The organism is Klebsiella sp. D5A (assembly GCF_001620885.1).
GTDB lineage: Bacteria > Pseudomonadota > Gammaproteobacteria > Enterobacterales > Enterobacteriaceae > Klebsiella > Klebsiella variicola.
Genome location: NZ_LOAR01000005.1, coordinates 14,056 through 39,427, shown reverse-complemented (window position 1 = coordinate 39,427; position 25,372 = coordinate 14,056). Strand labels below are relative to the sequence as shown.

Genomic DNA, 25,372 nt, shown 5'->3' with positions numbered 1-25,372 from the left:
CTCTTAGTTTTGCCATTCTTTATCGATCGGGGCTGCGGTGAAATCTTGTTCGTTGCGACGCGCGCCCTCGGCCAGCTCGGCCATCATTTTTTTCAGGAACGGCGTTTTCAGCGTGTAGTAGCGTTTGGCGATCACCGCGCTCAACAGGTAGCACACCGCCGGAACGAGGGTGAACAAGGCGATAATGATGGTGAGGGTGGCGCTGTTCTGGGTTTTAGCGGCGGCGTCATAGCCGCCGCCGGCCAGCATCCAGCCGATCAGCGCGCCGCCCAGCGCCAGCCCTAACTTGAGCACAAACAGGGTGCCGGCGAAGCTGATGCCGGTCAGGCGTTTGCCGTTACACCATTCGCCGTAGTCGACGGTGTCGGACATCATCACCCACTGGATTGGCGTCACCAGCTGGTGCAGTACGCCAATGATGAAGATAAAGACGAACATGGTGATTTCGGCGTCCATCGGTACGAAGAACATCGCCACGCTGAGCACCGCCAGGAGGGCGTTGGTCCACCAGAAGACGCTGACTTTGCATTTCCAGTCGGTCAGCGGTTTCGCCAGCGCCGAGCCAATCAGGTTGCCGACGCAGTAGGTGGTGAGGAAGACGGTGAACAGCGCCGCCGAGCCCATGATCCAGGTGGTGTAGTACATCATCGCGCCGCCGCGAACGCAGACCGCGAGGATATTGAGGATGGTGAGTACGCCAACGATGCGCCACTGGTCGTTGCGCCAGATATCGCGCAGGTCTTCACGCATCGAGGTACTGCTCGGCGGCGCTTCGACACGCTCTTTGGTGGTGAAAAAACAGAAGGCCAGCATCAGGAAGGCAATCACCGAGAGCACCGCGATGCCGCCCTGGAAGCCGAGCGCTTTGTCTTCGCCGCCGATAAAGTTGACCAGCGGCATCATCAGCACGGTGGAGAGCATGCCTCCCGCCGTCGCCAGCACGAAGCGCCAGGACTGCAGCGAGATGCGCTGTGTGGGGTTGTCGGTGATCACGCCGCCCAGCGCGCAGTAGGGGATATTCACCACGGTGTAGAGCAGGGTCAGCAGCGTGTAGGTCACGGCGGCGTAGATCAGCTTGCCGTTGTGGCTTAAATCCGGCGAGCTGTAGGCCAGCACGCAGACGAGGCCGAACGGGATGGCGCCGAAGAGGATCCATGGGCGGAACTTACCCCAGCGGCTACGGGTTCGGTCGGCAAGCAAGCCCATGCACGGGTCAGAAATCGCGTCCAGCGCCCGCGCCAGCAGGAACATGGTGCCGACAAAGCCGGCGGGGATACCAAAAATATCAGTGTAGAAAAACATCATGTATAACATGACGTTATCAAAAATGATGTGGCTGGCGGCGTCACCCATGCCGTAGCCAATTTTCTCTTTGACGGACAAAATATGATCTTTCATATGCGCACTATTCCCTTAGCGGCACCGCGGATTGGTACCGGTTACGATTTTTGTAAACCTTTGCCGCAGTAAGATGAATTGCGATATCTCGTTATCAGATTACGTTTCTTGTTTTCTGTGATCGTGGTAGGGAATCAGGGAGTGAAAAAGTGTAACTCACGGATTTTGTGAGGATTTGTCCAGGACTGTTCTGTAAAGTCCAGTTTTAACAGTAAAAAAGTGCGTTTAGGTATGTGGTAAACGGCTGAAAGTAGCTATAATGCGCCCCGCCTCCATGTAGCAATCGAGGCGCGGAAGATCGTCATCTCCGGTGAGGTGGCTGGACTTCAAATCCAGTTGGGGCCGCCAGCGGTCCCGGGCAGGTTCAACTCCTGTGATCTTCCGCCAGTTTGCCTCTGCTCCCCCAAAGCCACGCCATACCAACCTGAGCACCCCCAAACTCATCATCCCAGCCAATCATTTTCATCCAAACCCTGCGTTATTTTGTCTCTCGCAAACCCGTTACACTGGCGCGGTGGCCGCGTGCCGTTGCCAACCGAAACAGGAGAGCCATAATGACCCCCGAACTCAGACACTGTTTTTCCATTACCATCCAGGTTGATAAACCGATAATTGTCTCCCGCAGCCCGCAGACCGGTAAGCGCCAGCTGATCCCGATTATCGGCGGCAGCGTCTCGGGTCAACTTCGCGGCCACGTGCTGCCCGGCGGCGTCGACAGCCAGATAATCGAACCCAACGGCACCTGCAGGCTGTCCGCCCGCTATGCCCTGCAGGTGGCGGAAGGGACCGTCTATGTGGAAAACAATGGCATCCGCCGGGTGCCGGCCCAGTATCATGACCAGCTATTCGCCGACGATATGCGCTTTTTTAGCGATATTCCGCCAGAAGCCATCTATTTTCGCACCGTGCCCACCTTTGAGGTGGATACCCCCGCGCTCAGCTGGCTAACCACCTCGCTGTTTATCTGCGCCGGTGGCCGGACCCAGGATGGGGTAATGCTCGATTTCTATCAGGTGGGCTGATTTTCACTTTCTGCATATAACTGTTATTGCCGTTAGCCCGTTTTTCCCCTCCCGGCAGCGGTCTACTATCGCGTCATCTTTTCATTCACCCGAATCACAGACCGGAGCAGTTATGAAAGCTATCGCCATTACTCAAGCCGCCGCTGACGGCAACAACATCCCTTCTTTAACTGAGATCGACCTGCCGGTCCCCACCGCCCACGGGCGTGACCTGCTGGTCGCCGTGAAAGCCATCTCGGTCAATCCGGTAGACACCAAAGTGCGCGCCGGCTTCCAGGGCGACACACCGCGGGTGCTGGGCTGGGACGCCGTTGGCGTGGTGCAGTCCGTCGGTGAGGAGGTGACGTTGTTCGCCCCGGGTGATGAGGTCTGGTACGCCGGCGCGCTGGGCCGGGCCGGCAGCAACAGTGAATATCAGCTGGTGGACGATCGCCTGGTGGCGCACAAACCGCGCACCCTCGATAACGCCGCTGCCGCCGCGCTGCCGTTGACGGCGATCACCGCCTGGGAGCTGCTGTTTCACCGTCTCGGCGTTAAGGAAGGCGGCAATGCGGGCGACACGCTGCTGATCGTCGGCGCGGCGGGCGGCGTGGGGTCAATCCTGACCCAGCTGGCCAGCAAACTGACCGCCATGACGGTGATCGGCACCGCCTCGCGTCCGGAGAGCCAGCAGTGGGTCCGCGAGGCGGGCGCGCACCATGTGATCGATCACAGCAAGCCGCTCGCCAACGAGCTGGCGCGCATTGGCATCAGCGCGGTGACCCATGTCGCCAGCCTGACCAACACCGAGCAGCACTTCAACGCGCTGATCGACGCCCTCGCCCCGCAGGGCAAGCTGGCGCTGATTGATGACCCGGAGACCCTCGACGTGGTGCCGCTGAAAGCGAAAAGCCTGTCCCTGCACTGGGAATTTATGTTCACCCGTTCAATGTTTGAGACGGATGATATGATCGCCCAGCATCAGTTGCTCACCCGCGTGGCGGCGCTGATCGACAGCCACACGATCAAAACCACCCTCGGCGAACACTACGGCGCCATCACCGCCGCCAATCTGCAGAAAGCGCATCGCCAGCTGGAAACCGGGCGTGCCGTCGGCAAGATTGTGCTCGAGGGGTTTTAAGATGATATCGCTTATCGCCGTGCTCAAGGCGAAACCGGGCCAGACGGACGCCCTGCGCCAGGCCCTGCAGGCGCTGCTCCTGCCGACAAGACAGGAGCCGGGCAATCTCGACTACGCCCTGTTTCAGCTGCGCGACGCGCCGGACACCTTCTACATGCGCGAGGCGTGGCAGGGACAGGACGCCCTCGATGCGCATGTCGCGATGCCCTATTTTCAGGCGTTTATGACGCAAATGGAGTCCCTGCTGGCTGAGCCGCTGCGGCTGGACTACCTGACGGCGATTGAGCCTTAGCAGGTTCGATTCACGAGGGGTGGGAAAATCACGCCCCTCCGCCGCACGGGCTTAAAAGTGGGCGGGAAGCGGGTGAGCAATGGTCCTCAGCACACCGCGATGGATCGTAATATAATCACCTTTACGCAGCTCCGACAGAATCGACATGATGCGGCTACGCGACAAGTTGGTACGGCGCTGAATAAAGCTCAGGACGTTGATTTGGCGACGATATGCCTCCGGATAGTCCGCCAGCTCTGTTAGCAGGGTTCGCACCATCAGATAAGAATCCACCCCCATCAGCTCTTGCTCACGCATGCTCAACACCATCAACCGCTGCGCCAGGATATGCGTGACATGGCGCCACAGGTTTTGCTCATTCAGGATATCAACAGCAGCCTGGTGTGATATCCAGCGCCCATGCAAATCCGTCTCGGCAAACAGCACGTAGTGCCGTTTTTGTGGGATATCATCAAATAGCCCATAACCATCCATAAATCCTAATATCGACGGAGAAAAAAGCGGGGTTACCACCATCTGTTTTTCCCCATGACAAATTGAAGCAATCCCCTCTTCAAGCATAATGACCCCAGGCTCGGCCTGATCTGGACGAAAATCATAATTGCTCTCTCGCGCCAGTTCAAAGGGCGCACTGGCGGGACGAAATGCCGTGAATAAGGACTCCAACGCCAATAATGGTTTTGTCCGGCTTCCGTAATAAAAAGACGGTAACGCCTGGTCGGTAGAGGGGCTGGCTGCAGTTATCGACATGGTTTTTATGCTATCGGTCAGGTTGAAAAAGAGATTCGTTGAGAATCATAGTATCAACAGGTGAAATAACGAATAAAAGACAAGACGTTACGGAGATAAAAAGAGTGTAAGCATCGTTATCTACAATAATTATTTCTCTCTATTTTACAGGATTAAATAATATTATTTGCCGTAAATACCTATAAGGCTTAGCGGCGATAAAGATAAGGCCAGCTTATTATTTACTGCGCTGGCTTACGCCGCGCCTGAGGGTTTCTCAACCGCTTTCCCCCTCGCATCTCGGCCAGTCCAGGCTACGCTTATCGATGCCACTGACCACCCGCTTTCCCCTCCCGTTCTATTGAGTCCATTCATCAAGAAGAGGTTTCGCTATGCTGATCAACGCTATTGGTACCTACTCCGCCAGCCAGCCGCTGGAATCAATGGCCATCACCCGCCGCGAGCCGGGGCCACAGGATGTACAGATCGCCATCGCTTACTGCGGCGTCTGCCACTCCGATCTCCACCAGGCGCGATCGGAATGGGCGGGAACGCACTATCCCTGCGTGCCGGGGCATGAAATTGTGGGTCGGGTGACCGCGGTCGGCAACGCCGTCTCGCGCTACGCCGTCGGCGATCTGGTGGGCGTCGGCTGTATGGTCGATAGCTGTCAACAGTGCGAAGAGTGCGCTGAGGGGCTGGAAAACTACTGCGACCATATGGTGCTGACCTATAACGGGCCGACCCAGGACGCGCCGGGACACACGCTTGGCGGTTATTCACAGCAGATCGTGGTCAATGAACGCTACGTGCTGCGGATAACCCATCCCGAAGCGCAGCTGGCCGCCGTCGCGCCGCTGCTGTGCGCCGGGATCACGACATACTCGCCGCTGCGCCACTGGCACGTCGGGCCGGGTAAAAAAGTCGGCGTGGTCGGCATCGGCGGCCTCGGGCATATGGGGATCAAGTTGGCCCACGCCATGGGGGCCCACGTGGTGGCCTTTACCACCTCCGAATCCAAGCGTAATGCGGCCAGAGCGCTGGGCGCCGATGACGTGGTGGTGTCGCGCAACGACGACGAAATGGCGGCCCACGTCAAAAGCTTCGATTTTATCCTCAACACCGTGGCGGCGCCGCACAATCTCGATGCCTTCACCACGCTGCTGAAACGCGATGGCACCATGACCCTCGTAGGCGCTCCGGCCACGCCGCATCCGTCGCCGGAAGTGTTCAATCTGATCTTCCGCCGCCGGTCGATTGCCGGCTCGATGATCGGCGGTATTCCGGAAACTCAGGAGATGCTCGACTTCTGCGCCGAACACGGCATCGTCGCCGATATCGAGCTGATCCGCGGCGATGAGATCAACGAAGCCTGGGAAAGAATGGTCAAGGGTGACGTGAAATACCGCTTCGTGATCGACAGTGCGACCCTCGCCGGCTAAGCGCCGCGACGAAAGGTGCGCCGCCACTCCGTCGGGCTGACGCCAAAGCGCGCCTTAAACTGCTGGCGCCAGGTGACCGCTGAAAGATAGCCCACCGCCTCCGCCACCTGTTCGACCGGCAGATCGCCCGCCTCAAGCAGACTCTGGCTGCGGCGCAGACGTTCGGCGGTCAGCCAGTCGGTAATGCTCATCCCGGTCGCCCTGGCGAAGTGGCGGGTCAGGGTACGGCGGCTCATCGCCACCACCCGGGCCAGCGAATCGAGACTGTGCGGCTCGGCAATATGCTGCTGCAGATAATCCAGCAGGCAGTTGATTCGCGCATCGCGGGTGTTTTTCGGCACCGGCTGGGCGATAAACTGCGCCTGGCCGCCTTCGCGGTGCGGCGAAACAATCATCCGCCGGGCGATCTGGTTGGCCGCGAGGCTGCCGAAACGCTGGCGGATGAGGTACAGGCAACAGTCCAGCGCCGCCGCGGTGCCCGCCGAGGTGATCACCCGCTGGTCATCGACATACAGGGCATTGATATCCAGCTGCACCTGCGGAAACAGGCGCTGGAAATCCTGCTCGAACTCCCAGTGGGTCGCCGCTCGCCTGCCGTCCAGCAGCCCGGCGTAGCCGAGGACAAACGCGCCGAGACACAGGCCGACGATTTCCGCGCCGTTATCCCGCGCCCGCACCAGGCTATCAAGCAGTGCCTGCGGCGGACGCCGATCGACCTCGCCCCAGTAAGGCACCACCACGATATCCGCCTGTTCCAGCGCGGCGAAATCGCCGGTGGCGTACAGCGCAAAACCATCGCGGGCGCGCAGCAGCCCCGGCCGCTCGGCGCAAATGTGCAGATGAAAGCGTTTGATTTCAGAGACCGAATCGCCAAACAGCATGCAGGGGACGGCGTAGTGAAACGGGCTAAAGCCCTCTACAGCGACAATCGCCACGTCGGTGAGTTTCATCGTCCTTTCCCCTTGCGCATGTTAATAAACCACGGAATCCCCATCCTGCGGGATACTCACCACATCGGCAATCTGATTATCCACCGCATACTGGCGCATCTCTTCCCGGCTCACCAGACAGTGGTTGACCGCCTCGAGGTGGATAGCCATGATTTTCGCTTCCGGCAGGGCGAAGTGCACGTTCAGGAGATCTTCCTTGCCCATGATTATCGGGCCAAAGCCGATGACGTGGGCGTAGCCGGCGTTCAACACCACCACGTCCGGGCGCAGCTTCAGCAGGTCGGCTGCAATGTCATCACGCCAGATGGTATCCCCCATCAGCCACAGCGTCTTCTCCTGCGGATGGCGAAACACCACGCCGCAGGCTTCTCCCAGGCGCTCAGCCATCGCCGGCACCGCGTAGGTCCGGTCGCTGCCGTGTTGGCCGGAGGTGGTTTTCTGCAGGCGCACGCCGGCAAATTCGCTGTCTGCCGACAGCAGGCGCAGATCCTGAAATCCCTGGCTGCGCAGCAGCGCGGCGTCGGCCTCATGCTGGACGAACACCGGCAGGGTTTTCGGGATCGCGGCGATCGCCGCCGCGTCCCAGTGATCGTCATGGGTATGGGTGACGATCACCGCATCAACATCGATAATTTTATCGCGGGAAAACGGTAGCTCGACCAGCGGATTGCGCAGCTCGCTGCGCGCAGTGCCAGGAAAACCGGGCCAGGCGCCCTTGTCAGCCAGCATCGGGTCGATGAGAAATCTTTTCCCGGCGTAGTCAATCCTCTGGGTCGCATTACGGATGTGGGTGATGTTCATGTTGGTGTTCCTCAGTGGGGTCATCTGACGAACATCGTACTGAGTCCCCGCCTGGCTCAACAGGGGCATTTGGGCAATGATCGATGGAATCGGGCCAACCTGCAGCGGTTGCCATCCGCCTCCGGCTATGTTGTTCTTAAGGCTCAATTTTTGACAGGAGTGGCAGGATGAAAAAGAAACTGACCGCCGCCGATATGCACGACCCGCAGGTCATCGCCGAGACGCAATGGTTCAGCATGCGTAAGGTGGGTATTGATGTCGCCCCCGGCGAGCGCCGCGACTTTTATTCCATTCATTACCCGCGCCCGGCGGTGGGGATTGTGGCTATCCAGGATGAGAAAGTACTGCTGATTCGCCACTACCGCTATCTGATCGATCAGGTGGTGTGGGCCATTCCCTCTGGCGGCGTCGATGAAGGGGAAGATCCGGCGGTCGCCGCGCTGCGCGAGCTGCGGGAAGAGACCGGCTGGCAGGCGCAACGCGTCGAGGAGATCATTCGCTTCAACCCCTCCTACGGCAGCAGCGATCAGCTGTTTATCACCTGGCTGGCCACCGGTTTACGCTGGGTGGGGATGGATGCAGATCAGGATGAAGTGATGGAGACCGGCTGGTTTACCTTCGACGAGATAAACCAGCTGATCGCCCGCGGCGAGATGCCGGACGGGCTGTCGCTGGTGCCGCTGCTGCAGCTGATGGCGCAGCGGCGAAGCGGCCCGCTTACGGCTTAAGCATCCGCCAGCGGAACCACAGCTGGGCCACCAGGATCAGCACGCCGCCGATAATCTTCTGTAGCGGCAGCTGTTCGCCGTACCACAGCGCGGCGGCAATGACCGTCAGCAGCGGTTCGAGCACCATGATGATCGCGGCGCTGGCCACCGCCGCGTACTTTTGCCCCTTCATCTGCAGACCGAAGCGCAGGCTGGTGGCGATGACAATGCTGGCCACCAGCCAGCCGAGAGTCGGCAGGGTCATCGGCTGGTCCCAGCGTTCAACGGCAGCGGAGATGGTCAACCCGACGATACCGGTGATCGCCAGCTGCACGGTGGTCAGGGGGATCAGCGGTACTTCACGCGCGCAGCGGCTGGTGTAACAGAACCAGATCGACTGCACCAGCGCCGTCAGCAAAAACCAGCCCTGGCTGGGGTGGAAGGCTATCGGCATATGCAGACTGAGCAGCCCCAGGCCTACCACCGCGATCGGCAGGCACTCCCACCAGGCGCGAGGCGGGCGCACCTTCATCATCACCCACGCGGTCAGCGGGACGAACATCATCGACAGGCTCATGATAAACGCCCCTTCGCCGAGCGACGCCGTCGTGGAGACCGAATAGATCCACAGGCAGAGGTTGAGCGCAAACCAGAGTCCGCTGATGATGAGTTTGGGCCAGTGCTGCTTTTGCGGGCGAAAACCGCGGCAGAACGGCAGCAGAAGCAGCGCGGCGAAGAAAAAGCGCAGCCCAAGGAACGCGAATACCGGCATGCCGGCGATCGCCTCGCGGGAAAAAATCCAGCCGCAGGCGGCAATCACCGTCGCGGCAATCAGCAGCAGGTCAGCCTGCCGTTGGCGTACCATACGCGCCTCTCCCTGTGTGTAGGCTTACCAGCCCGGCACCGCGCCGCCGTTGAAGATAGTCTCTGCCGCCTTCGCCACCTCCGGCGACTGATACGACTGCATAAACTCCTTCACGTTTTCCGCGTCTTTATTGTCTTCCCGGGTCACGATGATGTTCACGTAGGGCGAGTTTTTATCTTCGATAAAGATGCCGTCACGAACCGGCGACAGCCCGGTTTGCTGCAGGTAGGTGGTGCTGATGATGGCCACATCGACTTTGGGATCGTCGAGTACGCGCGGCAGTTGCGCCCCTTCCAGCTCCATGATCTTCAGGTTATGCGGGTTGTCGGTGATATCCACCGCCGTCGGCAGCAGGCCGGTGCCGGCTTTGAGGGTAATCAACTTCTCTTTTTGCAGCAGCAGCAGCGCCCGCCCGAGATTGGTCGGGTCGTTGGGGATGGCGATCGTCGCGCCGTCTTTCAGTTCGGCGACTGACTTGATCTTGCGCGAATAGCCGGCCATCGGGAAGACGAAGGTATTGCCGACCGCCACCAGATGATAGTTATGCGCTTTGTTGTCCTGCTCGAGGAAAGGCCGATGCTGGAAGACGTTGGCGTCCAGATCGCCGGCGTTGGTCGATTCGTTAGGCAGCAGCGAGCCGCTGAATCCCACCAGTTCGACGTCCAGACCGTACTTCTCTTTGGCCACCTTCTTCGCCACTTCCGCCACATCCTGCTCGGCGCCGTTAATCACACCGACCTTAATGTGCTTCGCTTCATTACCCTTTTGGTCGCAGCCGACCAGCGCCAGACCCGCCAGCATCACTGCGGCGGCGGCCCGTAAACGTAATCTCATCCTCTTCACCCTGTCTGTCCTGACTGTCATTGTTTTTTTCGTGCAAAACTATAGCGACTTTCGGGTCGGGTAATAAACAGCAAACCACGCAACTGGAAATAAAATCATCTTCGCGAAACGCGAGGCGCTAGCCCCGTCGCCACTCGCCCGGCGTCACGCCATAGCGCATTTTGAAGCGCTTCGAGAAGGACGCCAGCGACTGAAAGCCGCAGCGTTCGGCAATGACCTCGAGGTTGGTCTGACGCTCCAGGCGCAGCAGCCGGGCGGCCAGCGCCATTCGCAGCTGCGACAGCCACGCCTGCGGCGTCAGGTGATAGACGCGGGCAAAATGACGGGCAAAGGTGGCCCGCGAAAGAAAGGCACGGGCGGCCATGGTTTCCAGCGTCCACGGCTGCTCCGGGGTCGCCATCACCGCCAGCACCGCCGGCATCAGGCGTTCATCGCTCATCAGACGCAGCAGTCCGCCGGGCGGCTGTTGCTCGCCAAGCAGCATGCGCAGCAGGAGCACCAGCAGCGTATCGCCGAGGCTACGCACGATAGCGCTGCCGCCGGGACGCTGCGCCAGGCTCTCGCGCACCAGTATATTAAGCAGCGCGTCCAGCTCCGGGCAGTCTTCACGCGCATCGGTATGGAGATGGATCAGCGTCGATGCTTCACTGAACAGCCAGCTGACGTGCGGACCAAAATAGAATTCGCCGCACAGCATCTCCAGCGCCCCCTCCGCCGGGCCGGCGCGCATTTCCGTCACCGTGCCGTTAAACCGGTGCGCTACCGGCAGCACCTGGCCCCACTCCACCAGGCTCTCCATCAGATGCGGCGAACCGTGCGGCAGGAGGACCACATCTCCCGCGCGCAGGTGATGAGTCTGGCCGCCGACGTTGAGCCGCCCCTCGCCGCGCAGCACCACGTGCCAGGGCACCACGCCGCTGCGCATTTGCTGGTGCCCGGCCTGCCAGCGGCCGCCGAAGCGACAGTGCAGGTTCACTTCGCAGCGCGGCGCCAGCAGCGCCAGCAGATGACTGAGACTGTCCATGCTTCTCCTGAGACGATAAGACAAAAAGGTGAGACGAAGACCGCCAGTCTAGCATGCGGCAAGCGCCTAAGATGACCCCATTGCCAACACACCCTCGATAACAACAGGAGTTAACCATGAGCCGTTTAGCAGATATCCGTGAACAAGACGCCACCGGCAAAGCCGCCGATATTTTCGCCGGGATCAAAAAAGCGATGGGCAAAGTGCCGAACGCCTATCTCACCATCGGCGGCCACTCGCCGGCGGCGCTGCAGCAGGCGCTGGCGCACAATGCGATGCTCCATAAAGGCAGCCTCAGCGCCCAACAGCTGGAAGCGATTAACCTGTCGGTCAGCGAAGCCACCGGCTGTGACTACTGTCTGGCCGCGCATACCCTGATGGCGAAAAAAGCCGGCTTCAGCAGCGAACAAATCCACGCCCTGCGCCGCGGGGAGTATGCGGAAGAGGCGCAGCTTGATGCGCTGGTGAAATTCGCGCAGACCCTGGTGACCACCACCGGTACGCTGCCGGAAGCCGACGTCGCCGCGCTGCGCAACGCCAGTTTTAGCGACCAGCAGGTGATTGAGATTATCAGCGCCGTCAGCGCCATCCTGTTCACCAACATGGTGAACCGGGTTAACGACACGGTGGTCGACTTCCCGAAAGCCGATTAACCCGTCGTCGCGCGCCTGTTTACAGTCCCAATTCGCTTAGCCCCGGATGATCGTCCGGGCGGCGCCCCTGGGGCCAGTGGAACAGGCGCTCGCTTTCGGCGATCGGCAGATCGTTGATGCAGGCGTAGCGCGTCTGCATCAGCCCGTGCTTATCAAACTCCCAGTTCTCATTGCCATACGAGCGAAACCAGTTGCCGCTGTCGTCGCACCACTCATAGGCGAAGCGCACGGCAATGCGATTCTCCTGCCATGCCCACAGCTCCTTAATCAGCCGGTATTGCTGCTCCTTGCGCCATTTTCGCTGCAGGAACTCAACAATTTGCCCCCTGCCGTGGACAAATTCGCTGCGGTTGCGCCATTCGCTATCGACGGTGTAGGCCAGAGCGACTTTTTCGGCATCGCGACTGTTCCAGCCATCTTCCGCGGCGCGGACCTTCTGGATAGCGCTGTCGCGGGTAAACGGCGGTAACGGGGGACGTTGCTCATTCATCAGGAGTCTCCTTTTGAGGCTAATTGCTGCTGCAGGCGCTGATTCTCCTGCTCCAGGTCATGAATACGTTGCTGCAGGTTCTGGCTGTACTCCGCCACCTGCTGCGCGCTGTAGCGCGGCGTAATGTGCTGCGGGCAGTTCCAGTCAAACGCCTGCAAATGAAAAAGAAACAGACGTTCGATGCGAGCGCGATAGTTTACCGGCGCCACCTGCGCCAGCAACTGCGGATGGTCCTCTGCCGCCACGACTTCGACGGTGGCGTAGATTTTCAGCCTGGCACGGCGCGGATAATCCATCAAAAACAGGCAGGCCCGGTCGCTGCCACGCAGATTGCCGGTGGTGATGTACTGGCGGTTGCCGCCGAAATCGGCCATCGCCAGGGTGGTGTCATCCAGCAGATGCAGAAACCCCAGCGGGCCGCCGCGATGCTGAATGTAGGGCCAGCCGCTCTGCGACACCGTCGCCAGATAAAAGCTGTCGCGGGTGGCGATCATCCCCGCTTCGCTGTCGCCGAAGCGGTCGGCCTGGCGGCGACTGTGCGGCGTTTGCCACAGCGAGTCGCTGCCCATTTCATGCTGCACATCCATCACGTCCGGGGTGATGGCGATATCGAGAAAGGTTGCTGCCATAGCGCCTCCTGTTGTCTGGCGCCATCATGGACTGTACTGTGAAGAATGATAATACGGGTAAAGTGGCAATCATCTTTCCGAAAAACGGGAGAATAATGGATCGATTAAGCGCGATGGCGCTGCTGGTAAAAGTGACCGAGCTGGGGAGCATGTCGGCGGCGGCGCGGGCGCTGAATATGCCGTTGACCACCGTCAGCCGCCATATTGGCGAACTGGAGAGCGCGCTGGGCGTGCGCCTGCTGGCGCGAACCACCCGCAAACTGACACTCACCGACGCCGGGGTCGATTATGTCGCTGCCGCCCGGCGGATCCTTGAGGAGGTGGAAAACGCCGAACGCCAGGCGACGGGCGAATATCAGGAACCGAAGGGCGAGCTGGTGATCTCCGCGCCGACGATGTTTGGACGCCAGCACGTTCTTCCGGTAATCAGTGAATTTATCGCCCGCTACCCGCAAATTCGCGTCCGTTTGCTGCTCAGCGATCGCAATGCCGACCTGGTGAGCGACCATGTCGATCTGGCGGTGCGGATTGGCGACCTGGCGGACAGCAGCATGGTGGCCACCCGCCTCGGCACCATGCGGATTGTGGCCTGCGCCCATCCGGCGCTGCTGGCGAAATACGGCGAGCCGCAGCGGCCGCGCGATCTGGCGGCGCTGCCGATCATCCGCATTGAATCGCCGATGCCCTATCGCGGCTGGCGCTTTCGCGCCGCTGAGCGCGAGGACCAGCTGATTAACCTGCCGCCGGTGCTATCCGTCACCACGCCAGAGAGCGCCGCCGATGCTGCGCGCCTGGGGGTGGGGGTGGCCCGCTTACTGCATTATCAGGCGCTGGATGGCCTGCGCCACGGGGAGCTCCGTCTGCTGCTGGAAAGCGTCGAGCCCGCCCCCGCGCCGGTCCATTTGCTGTATACCGCACGGGATCTGGCGCCGCTTAAGCTGCGCAAATTTATCGATTTTGCCGTGCCGGCGCTGCGTCAGGCACTGCTGCGCATCGCCGGGGCCGCTTAATGCGTCGCGGTCTTCAGCGGCGCCTCCTTTAACAGCCAGGAGAGGACAAACGCCACCGCCATAATGCCGGCCGCCATCAGAAACGCCGCGTGGATCGCCGCGCCGAAGGCGTCGAGGTAGTCGAGGCGGATATCCGCGGGCAGGTGCTGGACCGCCACCGGATTCATTCCCGGCGGCAGCACCGCGCCTTCCGGCAGCAGTTGTTGCAGGTTGCTCTGCAGCACGTGCGTGAACACCGCGCCAAACAGCGCCACGCCGATCGAGCCACCAATCGAGCGGAACAGGGTCACGCCGGAGGTGGCGACGCCGTACATCTGCGCCGGCATAGCATTCTGCACCGCCAGGACCAGCACCTGCATCACCAGCCCCAGACCCGCCCCCAGCACGCCGGTAAACAGGTACAGCTGCCACAGCGGCGAGTGAATGGTGATGCGGGTCAGCAGTACCATGCCGGTCACGCCGAGCAGGGTGCCGAGGATGGGGAACAGGCGATATTTACCGGTACGGCTGATAATCCGCCCGCTGATAATCGAGGTCAGCAGCAGGCCGCCCATCAGGGGGATCAGCTGCAGCCCGGCCTCGGTGGGCGTCGCCTCCTTCACCACCTGCAGATAGAGCGGCAGGAAGGTGACTGACCCGAACAGCGACATGCCGATGACGAAGCCGATCAGGCTGCACAGCAGGAAGCTGCGGTTACGGAACAGCGCCAGCGGAATAATCGGCTCGGCGGCCATCCGTTCTTCGTAAATAAAGCCGATGATCCCCACGATGCCGAAGGCCAGAATGCACCACAGCTGCGGGTCATTCCACGCGTGGACGCTGCCCCCTTCCGAGGTAAACAGAATGATGCACAACAGCGCCATGCTGAGGTAAATCGCCCCCAGCCAGTCAATCTGATGCTGGCTGCGTTTATTGCTGCTGTGGAATACCGCGCCGATCACCAGCAGCGCGAACAGGCCGAGCGGCAGGTTGATATAGAAGATCCAGCGCCAGGAGGCGTGCTGCACCAGAAAACCGCCGATCAGCGGGCCGATCACCGTCGCGAGGCCAAAAACGCCGCCGAACAGCCCCTGATAGCGGCCACGATTGGCGGGTGGGATGACGTCGGCGACCGCCGCCATGCTGATCACCATCAGGCCGCCGCCGCCGAGCCCCTGCAGGCCGCGCATCAGCACCAGCTGGGTCATGTTCTGCGCCAGCCCGCAGAGCGCAGAGCCGACGAGAAACAGCCCAATCGCCACCTGCAGCACGATTTTGCGACCGAACAGATCGCCGAATTTCCCGTACAGCGGCACCGCGATGGTGGAGCTGAGAATATAGGCCGTGACCACCCAGGAAAGCTTGTCCAGCCCGCCCAGTTCGCCGACAATCGTCGGCAGCGCGGTGGAGACAATGGTCTGATCCAACGCCGAGAGCAACATCACCAACAGCAATGCGCTGAACAGCAGGCGTATCGACTGCACCGGTGGGTTAGCGACTTCAGAAGTCATTACAACGCTCGCTTGAAATTAATTAAATGCATAATTAATATTTAGTGAAAGAATGAGTCGGGTCAAGAGATCGCCATACCATGACAGCACAAAAGGATCAGGATGCCCCCCGCCGCCCGGGTCGGCCGCGCGGTAAAAAACCGGATACTGCCAATCGCGAACAGCTGATGGACATTGCCCTGATGCTGTTTGCCCGCGACGGGGCGGGCCGCGTATCGTTGAACGCCATCGCCAAAGAGGCCGGGGTGACGCCGGCGATGCTGCATTACTACTTCAGTTCCCGGGATGCGCTGGTGACCCAGCTGATTGAGGAGCGCTTTATGCCGCTGCGCAATCACATCAGCCGCATTTTTGTCGATCATCCGCAGGATCCGGTGCTGGCGCTGACGATGATGGTCGAGACGCTGGCGCATATGGCGGAGAAAAACGCCTGGTTTGCGCCGCTGTGGATGCAGGAGATCATCGGCGAGATGCCGATCCTGCGTCAGCATATGGATGCCCGCTTCGGCGAGGAGCGTTTTCAGGTGATGCTGGAGACGGTGCGTCGCTGGCAGCTGGAGGGCAAGATCAATCCGGCGCTGTCGCCGGAGCTGCTGTTTACCACGGTGATTAGCCTGGTGCTGGTGCCATTTTCACGCATTCACAGCGATCCGCGTTTACAGGCGGTCAACCGCCAGACCATCATCAGCCACGCGCTGGCGTTAATGGGCCACGGCGTCGGAGGTTAAGGCGTGGTTTTGACGCTTTTGTAGCCCGGATAAGGCGCCACGCGCCGCCATCCGGGAGTTTCCCTGCTCGCGCTACGCTTAGCAGGGCTACAACTTCTATGTTAATTCCCGGCAGATTGCGCTCCCGGTTGATCTTCTGCGTTATGTCTCTTATGCCGCAGGGAGCGCACAGGGGGCGGCCAGTCGCCGCCGCCCCCTGTACCCCCGGGCTCCGGCCAGCAAAATCGCCGCTACGCGGTCCCTTCGACTTATCCCTGCAGGCTTCGGGTCGGGCCGAGGCAGCGTCCGTGCAAAACACGGCCCTCAGCCCGCATCCATGCGGGCTGCCCCGGCCTTCCGGGAACGTCTCAGCGATTTTGAGGCCGCCAGCACCGGCAGTTTCAGTCGCGCAAGTGGGTATATCAATAACAGGCCGCTCGGAACGTAGGCCGGATAAGGCGCCAGCCGCCATCCGGCACAACCACAGGTAGGGTACCTGACCGCCCGGGGATACCAGGATCGTTACAGCGCCTTCGACAAATAGTGGCGCTGCATGCCTGCGTGGGGGAAGTCGGGCAGCGACATCTGCAGCTGATAGCCTAATTTCTGATAAAACGGCAGCGCCTGGAAGCTAAAGGTATCCACCAGCAGATGGCTGCAACCTAGCGCCTGCGCCTGCTGTTCCGCCTCCTGCATCAGCTCGCTCCCCAGCCCGCGCCCGCGCGTCGCCTCGCTAACCCACAGATACTCAATGCACAGCCAGTTGCCCTTGCGTTTGGCAATCAGCCCGCCCTGCATCACCCCTTGCCCATCGCGGGAGTAAACCCCCAGATCGCCAAACTGCGCCGCATCGAGATACTGCTGATTATACTGCCGCAGACCGGCAAACAATTCTTGTTGATCGTCGGGATTAATGCTTTTTGTAATGATTAGTGTCATTAACTATCTCCAGTATCGCGATGCCGAATGGTTATTTTCCCACTCCACTTTCACAAAATATTCTTATTTTCTCCATGATTATTTGCCTTAATTTTTTGCGTTCTAAAAGTAAGCAAAAAAACCTTTCCATTATCGCGGCGGATCGTATAATGGAGAAAAATGAGAATGATCATTCTCACCACAAAACCAGAGGAGATGCGCTTTTCACCTCCTGAAGACCGAAGAGGTTGGCTTCAACGGAGACACAATAACAATCACGTTCAGGAACATCTGTGTTCCTTTTTTGTCATTTTCGCTCACCCGAAAATGCCTCAGCGCCCAACCTATTCCCTCGTTTTTAAATAAACGGGGCGGACGTCTTATATCTTGAGAAAATATAATGAAATACATCATAGCTCCCATCGCGACAGCATTATTTCTCCTTAGCGGATGCGATAATGCGCAGACATCTGCCCCGCAGCAACCCACGCCGGAAGTGGGCGTGGTCACCCTGCAAAGCCAGCCGGTGCCGGTAGTCAGCCAGCTCACCGGCCGCACCACCGCCTCGCTCAGCGCCGAAGTACGCCCCCAGGTGGGTGGCATCATCCAGAAGCGCCTGTTTACCGAAGGCGATATGGTGAAGGCCGGGCAGGCCCTTTACCAGATCGATCCCTCCAGCTATCGCGCGACCTGGAACGAAGCGGCGGCCGCGCTGAAACAGGCCCAGGCGCTGGTGGTCTCCGATTGCCAGAAGGCCCAGCGCTACGCGTCGCTGGTCAGGGATAACGGCGTTTCCCGCCAGGATGCCGACGACGCCGCCTCCACCTGTGCCCAGGACAAGGCCAGCGTGGAATCGAAGAAAGCGGCGCTGGAGAGCGCGCGCATCAACCTGAACTGGACCACCGTCACCGCACCGATAGCCGGGCGCATCGGCATCTCGTCGGTTACGCCGGGGGCGCTGGTCTCCGCCGATCAGGATACCGCGCTGGCAACGATCCGCGGGCTCGACACCATGTATGTCGATCTGACGCGATCCAGCGTCGATCTCCTGCGTTTACGCAAACAAAGCCTGGCCAGCAACAGCGACACCCTCAGCGTGACGTTAACCCTGGAAGATGGCAGTACCTACCAGGAAAAAGGGCGTCTGGCGCTCACCGAAGTCGCCGTCGATGAATCCACCGGCTCGGTGACCCTGCGAGCTATCTTCCCCAACCCGCAGCACGTCCTGCTGCCGGGGATGTTCGTCCGCGCGCGCATCGATGAAGGCATCATGAACGACGCGATCCTCGCCCCACAGCAGGGGATCACCCGCGATGCCAAAGGCGACGCCACGGCGCTGGTGGTCGATGCCGCCAACAAAGTTGAGCAGCGTACCGTGGAAACCGGCGACACCTATGGCGATAAATGGCTGGTGCTGAGCGGCCTGAAAGCGGGCGATAAGCTGATTGTCGAAGGCACCAGTAAAGTGGCCCCCGGACAGACAGTGAAGGCCGTTGCCGTCAACAATAACGGAGGCAATGCCTGATGTTCTCCCGTTTCTTCGTGCGTCGCCCGGTCTTTGCCTGGGTGATCGCCATTCTGATTATGCTCGCCGGGGTGCTGGCGATCCGCACTCTGCCGGTAGGCCAGTATCCTGACGTCGCCCCGCCGGCGGTGAAAATCTCCGCCACCTATACCGGCGCGTCCGCCGAAACCCTGGAGAACAGCGTCACCCAGGTGATCGAGCAGCAGCTTACCGGCCTCGATCATCTGCTCTACTTCAGCTCCACCAGCAGCTCCGATGGCTCGGTCAGCATCACCGTCACCTTTGAGCAGGGGACCGACCCGGACACCGCCCAGGTGCAGGTGCAAAATAAAGTCCAGCAGGCGGAATCGCGGCTGCCGAGCGAAGTCCAGCAGTCCGGCGTGACGGTGGAAAAATCGCAGAGCAGCTTTCTGCTGATCCTTGCGGTGTATGACAAAACCAATCGCGCCACCAGCTCCGATATCTCCGACTGGCTGGTCAGCAATATGCAGGACCCGCTGGCGCGTGTGGAGGGCGTCGGCAGCCTGCAGGTGTTCGGCGCCGAATACGCGATGCGCGTCTGGATGGACCCGACCAAACTCGCCTCCTACTCGCTGATGCCTTCCGACGTTCAGTCGGCGATTGAGGCGCAGAACGTGCAGGTCTCCGCCGGTAAAATCGGCGCGCTACCGTCGTCCAATGCCCAGCAATTGACCGCCACCGTGCGGGCGCAATCCCGGCTGCAAACCCCTGACCAGTTCAAAGCGATCATCGTGAAAAGCCAGGCCGACGGCTCGGTAGTGCGCCTGAGCGATGTCGCGCGGGTGGAGATGGGCAGCGAGGATTACACCGCTACCGCTAATCTGAACGGCCATCCGGCCGCCGGGATCGCGGTGATGATGGCCCCCGGCGCCAACGCGCTGGACACCGCGACCCTGGTGAAAAGCAAAATCGCCGAATTCCAGCGTCAGATGCCGCAGGGCTACGATATCGCCTATCCGAAGGACAGCACCGAGTTCATCAAAATCTCGGTCGAAGATGTGATTCAGACCCTGTTCGAAGCGATCATTCTCGTGGTCTGCGTGATGTATCTGTTCCTGCAGAACTTCCGCGCGACGCTCATTCCGGCGGTGGCGGTGCCGGTGGTGCTGCTTGGCACCTTTGGGGTGCTGGCGCTGTTCGGCTACTCGATTAACACCCTGACGCTGTTCGCCATGGTGCTGGCGATCGGCCTGCTGGTGGATGACGCCATCGTGGTGGTGGAGAACGTCGAGCGCATTATGCGCGACGAAGGGCTCCCCGCTCGCGAAGCCACCGAAAAATCGATGGGCGAAATCTCCGGCGCGCTGGTGGCGATTGCCCTGGTGCTGTCGGCGGTGTTCCTGCCGATGGCCTTCTTCGGCGGTTCGACCGGGGTCATCTATCGCCAGTTCTCGGTAACCATTATCTCGGCGATGATGCTGTCGGTGGTGGTAGCGCTGACCCTCACCCCGGCGCTGTGCGGCGCGCTGCTCAGCCACTCCAAACCGCACACCAAAGGGTTCTTTGGCGCCTTTAACCGCCTGTGGGGACGTACGGAGGCGGGCTACCAGCGCCGGGTGCTCGGCGGCCTGCGCCGGGGCGCAGTGATGATGGGCGCTTACGTGCTGATTTGCGGGGCGATGGCGCTGGCGATGTGGAAGCTGCCGGGCAGCTTCCTGCCGGTGGAGGACCAGGGGGAGATCATGGTCCAGTACACCCTGCCCGCCGGGGCGACGGCGGTGCGTACCGCCGAGGTGCGCCGCCAGGTCACCGACTGGTTCCTCACCAAAGAGAAAGCCAATACCGATGTCATTTTCACCGTCGACGGCTTCAGCTTTAGCGGCAGCGGGCAGAACGCCGGGATGGCCTTCGTGTCGCTGAAAAACTGGTCGCAGCGCAAAGGGGACGACAACACCGCCCAGGCCATCGCCCTGCGCGCCACCAAAGAGCTGGGGACGATCCGCGACGCCACCCTCTTCGCCATGACCCCGCCGTCGGTAGACGGTCTCGGGCAGAGCAACGGCTTCACCTTCGAGCTGATGGCCAGCGGCGGTACCGACCGCGACAGCCTGATGAAGCTGCGCAGCCAGCTGCTGGCGGCGGCCAACCAGAGCAGCGAACTGCAGTCGGTGCGCGCTAACGACCTGCCGCAGATGCCGCAGCTGCAGGTGGATATCGACAACAACAAAGCCGTCTCGCTGGGGCTGTCGCTGAGCGACGTGACCGATACGCTCTCCAGCGCCTGGGGCGGTACCTACGTGAATGACTTTATCGATCGCGGCCGGGTGAAAAAGGTCTATATCCAGGGCGAAAGCGACGCGCGCGCGGTGCCGTCGGACCTTGGCAAATGGTTCGTTCGCGGCAGCGATAACAGCATGACGCCGTTCTCCGCCTTCGCCACCACCCACTGGCAATACGGCCCGGAAAGCCTGGTGCGCTACAACGGCTCCGCCGCCTTTGAGATCCAGGGCGAAAACGCCGCCGGCTTCAGCTCCGGCGCGGCGATGGACAAGATGGAAAAGCTGGCCGACAGCCTGCCGGCGGGCTCCACCTGGGCGTGGAGCGGCATTTCGCTGCAGGAAAAGCTGGCCAGCGGCCAGGCGATGAGCCTGTACGCCATCTCGATTCTGGTGGTGTTCCTGTGCCTGGCGGCGCTGTATGAGAGCTGGTCGGTGCCGTTCTCGGTGATCATGGTCATCCCGCTCGGCCTGCTTGGCGCGGCGCTGGCGGCGACGCTGCGCGGCTTAAGCAACGACGTCTACTTCCAGGTGGCGCTGCTGACCACCATCGGCCTGTCGTCGAAAAACGCCATCCTGATCGTGGAGTTCGCTGAATCCGCCGTGGATGAGGGGTATTCGCTCTCCCGGGCGGCGATCCGCGCCGCGCAGACTCGCCTGCGCCCGATTGTCATGACCTCGCTGGCGTTTATCGCCGGGGTGCTGCCGCTGGCCATCGCCACCGGCGCCGGAGCCAACAGCCGCGTGGCGATCGGCACCGGGATTATCGGCGGCACCCTGACGGCCACCCTGCTGGCGGTGTTCTTCGTACCGCTGTTCTTCGTGCTGGTGAAACGTCTCTTCACCCGCCAACGTCCTTCTCAGGAGTAAGGTATGTTTCGTTTAAGTTTTATGTTTATCGCGCTCCTGACCGCGGGCTGCGTCTCGCTTGACCCGCATTATGATCGCCCGGCCGCGCCGGTGCCGGCCACCCTGCCCGGGGCGCACGGCGAATCGACGGCGGTGGTCGGCGACTGGCAGAAAGTGGTCAATGACGCGCGGCTGAAAAAAGTGGTCAGCATCGCGCTTAACAGCAACCGCGATGTGCAAAAGGCGCTGGCCGATATCGAGGCCGCGCGCGCCCAGTATGGCGAAACGCGGGCATCGCTGTTTCCCACCGTTGATGCCGAACTGAGCCACACCCGCAGCAAAACGGTGGCCAGCGGCCTGAGCTCCGCTTCACAGGCCGACGGCGCGGTCTCCAGCTTCGAACTGGACTTGTTCGGCAAGAACCAGAGCCTGTCGCGCGCGGCGCGCGAAACCTGGCTTGCCAGCGAATTCACCGCGCAGAATACCCGGCTGACGATGATTGCCGATTTGACCACCGCCTGGGTAACGCTGGCGACGGATAACAGCAATCTGGCGCTGGCGCAGCAGACCATGGACAGCGCAGCAAACTCGCGCAACATCGTCGCCCGCCAGATGGCGGTTGGCACCGCCTCCGCGGGTGATTTAAGCTCGGCGGAAAGCGTCTATCAGCAGGCGCGCGCCAGCGTCGCCAGCTATCGCACGCTGGTGGCGCAGGATAAAAACGCCATTAACCTGCTGGCGGGGGAAACCGTGCCGGAGAGCCTGCTGCCCGGCACTCTCGAGAGTCTCGGGGATAACAGCATCGCGCTGGTGCCGGCGGGCGTGTCGTCGTCGGTGCTGCTGCGTCGGCCGGACATTCAGGAAGCGGAGCACAATCTGAAGAGCGCCAATGCCGATATCGGCGCGGCGCGGGCGAACTTCTTCCCGTCGATTTCCCTGACCGCCAGCGCCGGGGTCGGCAGCGACTCGCTGTCGTCGCTGTTCAGCCACGGGATGCAGGTGTGGTCGTTCGCCCCCTCCATCAGCCTGCCGCTGTTCACCGGCGGCAGCAACCTGGCGCAGCTGCGCTATGCGGAAGCGGAGAAAAAGGGGCTGATCGCCACCTACGAGAAATCGATTCAGAGCGCGTTTAAGGACGTTGCCGATGCGCTGGCGCGCCGGGAAACGCTGAGCGAAGAGCTTGATGCTCAGCGGCAGTATGTCGCCGCCGAGCAGACATCGCTGGATATCGCCATGAAGAGCTATCAGGCCGGGGTCGGCGATTATCTGTCGGTGCTCACCGCTCAGCGCACGCTGTGGTCGGCGAAAACGACGCTGCTGTCCCTGCAGCAGACCGACCTCAATAACCGGATCACCCTCTGGCAGTCGCTGGGCGGCGGCGCCAGTTAAACTTACCCGCCGGGCGACCGAGCCCGGCCTCTACAAGGAATCGTTATGGCACGTGTTTCCCTCTCCTGGGCGCTGATCCTCGGCCTGCTGTCGGGTATCGGCCCGCTGTGCACGGATTTTTATCTACCGGCGCTGCCGGAGATCACTCAGCAGCTGCAGGCCACCAGCACCCAGACCCAGCTGTCGCTGACCGCCGCGCTGATTGGTCTCGGCCTGGGTCAGCTGTTTTTCGGCCCGCTGAGCGACCGCATTGGCCGCCTGAAACCGCTGGCGCTGTCGCTGCTGCTGTTTATCTTCTCTTCGGCGATGTGCGCCCTGACCCGCGATATCAACATGCTGATTGTCTGGCGCTTTTTACAAGGCTTTGCCGGCGCCGGCGGCTCGGTGCTGTCGCGATCCATCGCCCGCGATAAATACCAGGGCACCCTGCTGACCCAGTTTTTCGCCTTGCTGATGACGGTGAACGGCATTGCGCCGGTGCTGTCCCCGGTGCTGGGCGGCTACGTTATCACCGCCTTCGACTGGCGAATTCTCTTCTGGACGATGGCCGCCATCGGCGGCGTGCTGCTGGTGATGAGCCTGACGATCCTGCGGGAAACGCGCCCGGCCACAGCAACGCATGCCGCCCGCCAGCAACGCGGCCAGCCGGTGCTGAAAAATCGCCGCTTTCTGCGCTTCTGCCTGATTCAGGCCTTTATGATGGCCGGGCTGTTCTCTTACATCGGCTCCTCTTCCTTCGTGATGCAAAGCGAATACGGCATGAGCGCCATGCAGTTCAGCCTGCTGTTCGGTCTGAACGGTATCGGGCTGATTATCGCGGCGATGATCTTTTCCCGCCTGGCGCGCCGCTTTAACGCCGAAAGCCTGCTGCGCGGCGGCCTGACGCTGGCGGTGAGCTGTGCGGCGATCATGCTGCTGTTTGCCTGGCTGCAGCTGCCGGTGCTGGCGCTGGTCGGCCTGTTCTTTACCGTGTCGCTGATGAGCGGCATCAGCACCGTCGCTGGCGCGGAGGCGATGAGCGCCGTCGATGCCGCGCAGTCCGGGACCGCGTCCGCGCTGATGGGCACCCTGATGTTTGTCTTCGGCGGCATCGCCGCGCCGCTGGCAGGCCTCGGTGGTGAAACGATGCTGAAAATGAGCCTCGCGATGGCCATCTGCTACCTGCTGGCGCTGCTGCTGGGCCTCAGCAAACCGCGCAGCGCGCGCTAATCTCCTGCTGCGGTAATAAAATATTCCAGATTTATTACCGCACTATTTCCCGCCATACCTACCATTCTCCTATTATTCTCCACGTACTAATCGTGATACTCTTCACAGGCAAGGAATAAATAATTCCTTATACTGCGCGCCACTGAGAATAACGAGGTTTCTATGAGTATCGACCTGAGCAAACTGCTGACCGAGCGACGTAACGCCAACAGCGCCAACATTGACACCCTCTCCACCCTCGAGATGCTGACGGTGATAAACCAGGAAGACCAGCAGGTAGCCCAGGCGATAACGCCCTATCTGCCGCAGATTGCCGAGGTGGTGGATAAGGTCGCGGCGGCGCTGCAGGCCGGTGGCCGCTTGATTTACATTGGCGCGGGTACCTCAGGGCGTCTGGGGATCCTCGATGCCAGTGAATGCCCACCGACCTTCGGCACCCGCCCGGAGCAGGTGGTGGGGATCATCGCCGGCGGACATAAAGCGATTCTCAGCGCCGTGGAAAACGTGGAAGACAACAAAGCGCAGGGGGCGATGGATCTGCAGAACCTGAACTTCAGCCACCGCGATGTGCTGGTGGGACTGGCGGCCAGCGGACGCACGCCGTACGTCATTGGCGCCATGGAATACGCCCATAGTCAGAATGCCTTTGTCGCCATCGTCAGCTGTAACCCGCATGGCGAAATGGCCCAGCTGGCGGATGTGGCGATCACCCCGGTGGTCGGCCCGGAAGTGGTCACTGGCTCTACCCGCCTGAAAGCCGGTACCGCGCAGAAGCTGGTGCTGAACATGATCTCCACCGGGGCGATGATCCGCGTCGGCAAGGTGTACAGCAACCTGATGGTCGACGTCGAAGCGACCAACGCCAAGCTGATTGAGCGCCAGGTCTCTATCGTGATGGAGGCGACCGACTGCGATCGTCCCACTGCCCGGAAGGCGCTGGAGGCCTGCGGCCGCCACTGTAAAACGGCGATCGTGATGGTGCTGGCGGACTTAAGCGCCGAAGACGCGCAGTCGCTGCTGGCAAAAAACAACGGCTATATCCGCAAGGCGCTCAGCAACACCTGAGCACCGAC

General features: G+C 61.0%; 26 protein-coding genes and 1 tRNA gene. 15 read left to right on the top strand and 12 right to left on the bottom strand.

Annotation, left to right across the window (positions count from 1 at the left end; genetic code table 11):
• Positions 1-3: 3 nt before the first annotated feature.
• Positions 4-1,398, bottom strand: a complete 1,395-nt coding sequence (locus AS136_RS08175) for a glycoside-pentoside-hexuronide family transporter (protein WP_032733950.1) — start codon at positions 1,396-1,398, stop codon at positions 4-6.
• 292 nt (positions 1,399-1,690) lie between these two features.
• Here AS136_RS08175 and AS136_RS08170 point away from each other — a divergent pair.
• From AS136_RS08170 to AS136_RS08155, 4 genes are all read left to right on the top strand, one after another.
• Positions 1,691-1,785 (top strand) — tRNA-Sec (locus AS136_RS08170).
• A 167-nt stretch (positions 1,786-1,952) separates the two neighbouring features.
• Positions 1,953-2,420: a DUF3237 domain-containing protein gene (locus AS136_RS08165; protein WP_063266748.1), complete on the top strand. Its 468-nt coding sequence runs from the start codon at positions 1,953-1,955 to the stop codon at positions 2,418-2,420.
• A 112-nt stretch (positions 2,421-2,532) separates the two neighbouring features.
• Positions 2,533-3,540 carry a zinc-binding alcohol dehydrogenase family protein gene (locus AS136_RS08160; protein ID WP_063266747.1) on the top strand — a complete coding sequence of 336 codons (1,008 nt, stop codon included), beginning with the start codon at positions 2,533-2,535 and terminating at the stop codon, positions 3,538-3,540.
• Between the two features lies 1 nt (position 3,541).
• Positions 3,542-3,832, top strand: a complete 291-nt coding sequence (locus AS136_RS08155) for a putative quinol monooxygenase (RefSeq protein WP_008806799.1) — start codon at positions 3,542-3,544, stop codon at positions 3,830-3,832.
• 51 nt (positions 3,833-3,883) lie between these two features.
• Here AS136_RS08155 and AS136_RS08150 read toward each other — a convergent pair whose 3' ends face one another.
• The gene (locus AS136_RS08150; RefSeq protein WP_012967037.1) at positions 3,884-4,582 is read right to left on the bottom strand and encodes a winged helix-turn-helix transcriptional regulator; all 699 of its coding nucleotides are present in this window, start codon (positions 4,580-4,582) and stop codon (positions 3,884-3,886) included.
• 371 nt (positions 4,583-4,953) lie between these two features.
• Between AS136_RS08150 and AS136_RS08145 the strand changes: the two genes are divergently transcribed.
• Complete coding sequence (locus tag AS136_RS08145) at positions 4,954-6,003, top strand: NAD(P)-dependent alcohol dehydrogenase (protein ID WP_049009354.1); 1,050 nt, start codon at positions 4,954-4,956, stop codon at positions 6,001-6,003.
• Here the strand turns inward: AS136_RS08145 and AS136_RS08140 are convergent.
• Both AS136_RS08140 and AS136_RS08135 read right to left on the bottom strand, forming a co-directional pair.
• Positions 6,000-6,953 (bottom strand): GlxA family transcriptional regulator, encoded by a 954-nt coding sequence (locus AS136_RS08140; RefSeq protein WP_012540290.1) that lies wholly within the window; start codon positions 6,951-6,953, stop codon positions 6,000-6,002. The two genes, AS136_RS08145 and AS136_RS08140, sit on opposite strands and share 4 nt — an antisense overlap.
• Positions 6,954-6,974: 21 nt before the next feature.
• On the bottom strand, positions 6,975-7,754 hold the full coding sequence (locus AS136_RS08135) for an MBL fold metallo-hydrolase (RefSeq protein WP_023340845.1): 780 nt from the start codon (positions 7,752-7,754) through the stop codon (positions 6,975-6,977).
• Positions 7,755-7,921: 167 nt separating this feature from the next.
• On the opposite strand from AS136_RS08135, the gene AS136_RS08130 reads away from it, so the two are divergent.
• Positions 7,922-8,482, top strand: a complete 561-nt coding sequence (locus AS136_RS08130; protein WP_023340846.1) for an NUDIX domain-containing protein — start codon at positions 7,922-7,924, stop codon at positions 8,480-8,482.
• Here AS136_RS08130 and AS136_RS08125 read toward each other — a convergent pair.
• The 3 genes from AS136_RS08125 to AS136_RS08115 form a co-directional block, all read right to left on the bottom strand.
• The gene (locus AS136_RS08125) at positions 8,472-9,326 is read right to left on the bottom strand and encodes a DMT family transporter (protein ID WP_002922972.1); all 855 of its coding nucleotides are present in this window, start codon (positions 9,324-9,326) and stop codon (positions 8,472-8,474) included. The two genes, AS136_RS08130 and AS136_RS08125, sit on opposite strands and share 11 nt — an antisense overlap.
• A gap of 24 nt (positions 9,327-9,350) precedes the next feature.
• A complete protein-coding gene (gene nlpA, locus AS136_RS08120; protein WP_012967033.1) occupies positions 9,351-10,160 on the bottom strand; it encodes a lipoprotein NlpA in 810 nt (269 codons plus the stop codon).
• 127 nt (positions 10,161-10,287) lie between these two features.
• The gene (locus AS136_RS08115; protein WP_008806791.1) at positions 10,288-11,193 is read right to left on the bottom strand and encodes an AraC family transcriptional regulator; all 906 of its coding nucleotides are present in this window, start codon (positions 11,191-11,193) and stop codon (positions 10,288-10,290) included.
• A gap of 116 nt (positions 11,194-11,309) precedes the next feature.
• Here AS136_RS08115 and AS136_RS08110 point away from each other — a divergent pair, with 116 nt between their 5' ends.
• Positions 11,310-11,846 (top strand): carboxymuconolactone decarboxylase family protein, encoded by a 537-nt coding sequence (locus AS136_RS08110; protein WP_023340847.1) that lies wholly within the window; start codon positions 11,310-11,312, stop codon positions 11,844-11,846.
• A gap of 19 nt (positions 11,847-11,865) precedes the next feature.
• On the opposite strand, the gene AS136_RS08105 is transcribed toward AS136_RS08110, so the two are convergent.
• Positions 11,866-12,336 (bottom strand): nuclear transport factor 2 family protein, encoded by a 471-nt coding sequence (locus tag AS136_RS08105; RefSeq protein ID WP_016161992.1) that lies wholly within the window; start codon positions 12,334-12,336, stop codon positions 11,866-11,868.
• Positions 12,336-12,965, bottom strand: a complete 630-nt coding sequence (locus AS136_RS08100; RefSeq protein ID WP_023340848.1) for a pyridoxamine 5'-phosphate oxidase family protein — start codon at positions 12,963-12,965, stop codon at positions 12,336-12,338. Before AS136_RS08100 ends, AS136_RS08105 begins: the two co-directional genes overlap by 1 nt.
• 38 nt (positions 12,966-13,003) lie before the next feature.
• Here AS136_RS08100 and AS136_RS08095 point away from each other — a divergent pair, with 38 nt between their 5' ends.
• Entirely contained in the window at positions 13,004-13,975 is a 972-nt protein-coding gene (locus tag AS136_RS08095) for a LysR family transcriptional regulator (protein WP_162994829.1), read from the top strand.
• Here AS136_RS08095 and AS136_RS08090 read toward each other — a convergent pair.
• Positions 13,972-15,465, bottom strand: coding sequence for an MDR family MFS transporter (locus AS136_RS08090; protein ID WP_012540283.1), 1,494 nt, complete (start codon positions 15,463-15,465; stop codon positions 13,972-13,974). The two genes, AS136_RS08095 and AS136_RS08090, sit on opposite strands and share 4 nt — an antisense overlap.
• 80 nt (positions 15,466-15,545) lie before the next feature.
• Here AS136_RS08090 and AS136_RS08085 point away from each other — a divergent pair, with 80 nt between their 5' ends.
• On the top strand, positions 15,546-16,193 hold the full coding sequence (locus AS136_RS08085; protein WP_023298366.1) for a TetR/AcrR family transcriptional regulator: 648 nt from the start codon (positions 15,546-15,548) through the stop codon (positions 16,191-16,193).
• Between the two features lie 501 nt (positions 16,194-16,694).
• Here AS136_RS08085 and AS136_RS08080 read toward each other — a convergent pair.
• Entirely contained in the window at positions 16,695-17,111 is a 417-nt protein-coding gene (locus AS136_RS08080; RefSeq protein ID WP_063266746.1) for a GNAT family N-acetyltransferase, read from the bottom strand.
• Here AS136_RS08080 and AS136_RS28600 point away from each other — a divergent pair.
• Positions 17,086-17,202: a hypothetical protein gene (locus AS136_RS28600; protein ID WP_046882556.1), complete on the top strand. Its 117-nt coding sequence runs from the start codon at positions 17,086-17,088 to the stop codon at positions 17,200-17,202. The two genes, AS136_RS08080 and AS136_RS28600, sit on opposite strands and share 26 nt — an antisense overlap.
• Here the strand turns inward: AS136_RS28600 and AS136_RS28595 are convergent.
• Positions 17,162-17,284: a hypothetical protein gene (locus AS136_RS28595; RefSeq protein WP_046620780.1), complete on the bottom strand. Its 123-nt coding sequence runs from the start codon at positions 17,282-17,284 to the stop codon at positions 17,162-17,164. The two genes, AS136_RS28600 and AS136_RS28595, sit on opposite strands and share 41 nt — an antisense overlap.
• A gap of 206 nt (positions 17,285-17,490) precedes the next feature.
• On the opposite strand from AS136_RS28595, the gene eefA reads away from it, so the two are divergent.
• From eefA to murQ, 5 genes are all read left to right on the top strand, one after another.
• Complete coding sequence (gene eefA, locus AS136_RS08070) at positions 17,491-18,615, top strand: multidrug efflux RND transporter periplasmic adaptor subunit EefA (protein ID WP_012967027.1); 1,125 nt, start codon at positions 17,491-17,493, stop codon at positions 18,613-18,615.
• Positions 18,615-21,722 (top strand): multidrug efflux RND transporter permease subunit EefB, encoded by a 3,108-nt coding sequence (gene eefB / locus AS136_RS08065; protein ID WP_023283082.1) that lies wholly within the window; start codon positions 18,615-18,617, stop codon positions 21,720-21,722. Before eefA ends, eefB begins: the two co-directional genes overlap by 1 nt.
• 3 nt (positions 21,723-21,725) lie before the next feature.
• Positions 21,726-23,090, top strand: coding sequence for a multidrug efflux RND transporter outer membrane subunit EefC (eefC, locus tag AS136_RS08060; RefSeq protein WP_004186228.1), 1,365 nt, complete (start codon positions 21,726-21,728; stop codon positions 23,088-23,090).
• 45 nt (positions 23,091-23,135) lie between these two features.
• A complete protein-coding gene (locus AS136_RS08055) occupies positions 23,136-24,299 on the top strand; it encodes a multidrug effflux MFS transporter (RefSeq protein ID WP_023323402.1) in 1,164 nt (387 codons plus the stop codon).
• 162 nt (positions 24,300-24,461) lie between these two features.
• Entirely contained in the window at positions 24,462-25,364 is a 903-nt protein-coding gene (gene murQ / locus AS136_RS08050) for an N-acetylmuramic acid 6-phosphate etherase (protein ID WP_023323403.1), read from the top strand.
• The last annotated feature ends 8 nt before the right edge of the window (positions 25,365-25,372 follow it).

Bases quoted from the DNA above. Each gene is read 5' to 3' on its own strand.
- AS136_RS08175 (WP_032733950.1), bottom strand. From the start codon at position 1,398: ATGAAAGATCATATTTTGTCCGTCAAAGAGAAAATTGGCTACGGCATG.
- AS136_RS08165 (WP_063266748.1), top strand. From the start codon at position 1,953: ATGACCCCCGAACTCAGACACTGTTTTTCCATTACCATCCAGGTTGAT.
- AS136_RS08160 (WP_063266747.1), top strand. From the start codon at position 2,533: ATGAAAGCTATCGCCATTACTCAAGCCGCCGCTGACGGCAACAACATC.
- AS136_RS08155 (WP_008806799.1), top strand. From the start codon at position 3,542: ATGATATCGCTTATCGCCGTGCTCAAGGCGAAACCGGGCCAGACGGAC.
- AS136_RS08150 (WP_012967037.1), bottom strand. From the start codon at position 4,582: ATGTCGATAACTGCAGCCAGCCCCTCTACCGACCAGGCGTTACCGTCT.
- AS136_RS08145 (WP_049009354.1), top strand. From the start codon at position 4,954: ATGCTGATCAACGCTATTGGTACCTACTCCGCCAGCCAGCCGCTGGAA.
- AS136_RS08140 (WP_012540290.1), bottom strand. From the start codon at position 6,953: ATGAAACTCACCGACGTGGCGATTGTCGCTGTAGAGGGCTTTAGCCCG.
- AS136_RS08135 (WP_023340845.1), bottom strand. From the start codon at position 7,754: ATGAACATCACCCACATCCGTAATGCGACCCAGAGGATTGACTACGCC.
- AS136_RS08130 (WP_023340846.1), top strand. From the start codon at position 7,922: ATGAAAAAGAAACTGACCGCCGCCGATATGCACGACCCGCAGGTCATC.
- AS136_RS08125 (WP_002922972.1), bottom strand. From the start codon at position 9,326: ATGGTACGCCAACGGCAGGCTGACCTGCTGCTGATTGCCGCGACGGTG.
- nlpA (WP_012967033.1), bottom strand. From the start codon at position 10,160: ATGAGATTACGTTTACGGGCCGCCGCCGCAGTGATGCTGGCGGGTCTG.
- AS136_RS08115 (WP_008806791.1), bottom strand. From the start codon at position 11,193: ATGGACAGTCTCAGTCATCTGCTGGCGCTGCTGGCGCCGCGCTGCGAA.
- AS136_RS08110 (WP_023340847.1), top strand. From the start codon at position 11,310: ATGAGCCGTTTAGCAGATATCCGTGAACAAGACGCCACCGGCAAAGCC.
- AS136_RS08105 (WP_016161992.1), bottom strand. From the start codon at position 12,336: ATGAATGAGCAACGTCCCCCGTTACCGCCGTTTACCCGCGACAGCGCT.
- AS136_RS08100 (WP_023340848.1), bottom strand. From the start codon at position 12,965: ATGGCAGCAACCTTTCTCGATATCGCCATCACCCCGGACGTGATGGAT.
- AS136_RS08090 (WP_012540283.1), bottom strand. From the start codon at position 15,465: ATGACTTCTGAAGTCGCTAACCCACCGGTGCAGTCGATACGCCTGCTG.
- AS136_RS08085 (WP_023298366.1), top strand. From the start codon at position 15,546: ATGACAGCACAAAAGGATCAGGATGCCCCCCGCCGCCCGGGTCGGCCG.
- AS136_RS28600 (WP_046882556.1), top strand. From the start codon at position 17,086: ATGCTTTTTGTAATGATTAGTGTCATTAACTATCTCCAGTATCGCGAT.
- AS136_RS08080 (WP_063266746.1), bottom strand. From the start codon at position 17,111: ATGACACTAATCATTACAAAAAGCATTAATCCCGACGATCAACAAGAA.
- AS136_RS28595 (WP_046620780.1), bottom strand. From the start codon at position 17,284: ATGATCATTCTCATTTTTCTCCATTATACGATCCGCCGCGATAATGGA.
- eefA (WP_012967027.1), top strand. From the start codon at position 17,491: ATGAAATACATCATAGCTCCCATCGCGACAGCATTATTTCTCCTTAGC.
- eefB (WP_023283082.1), top strand. From the start codon at position 18,615: ATGTTCTCCCGTTTCTTCGTGCGTCGCCCGGTCTTTGCCTGGGTGATC.
- eefC (WP_004186228.1), top strand. From the start codon at position 21,726: ATGTTTCGTTTAAGTTTTATGTTTATCGCGCTCCTGACCGCGGGCTGC.
- AS136_RS08055 (WP_023323402.1), top strand. From the start codon at position 23,136: ATGGCACGTGTTTCCCTCTCCTGGGCGCTGATCCTCGGCCTGCTGTCG.
- murQ (WP_023323403.1), top strand. From the start codon at position 24,462: ATGAGTATCGACCTGAGCAAACTGCTGACCGAGCGACGTAACGCCAAC.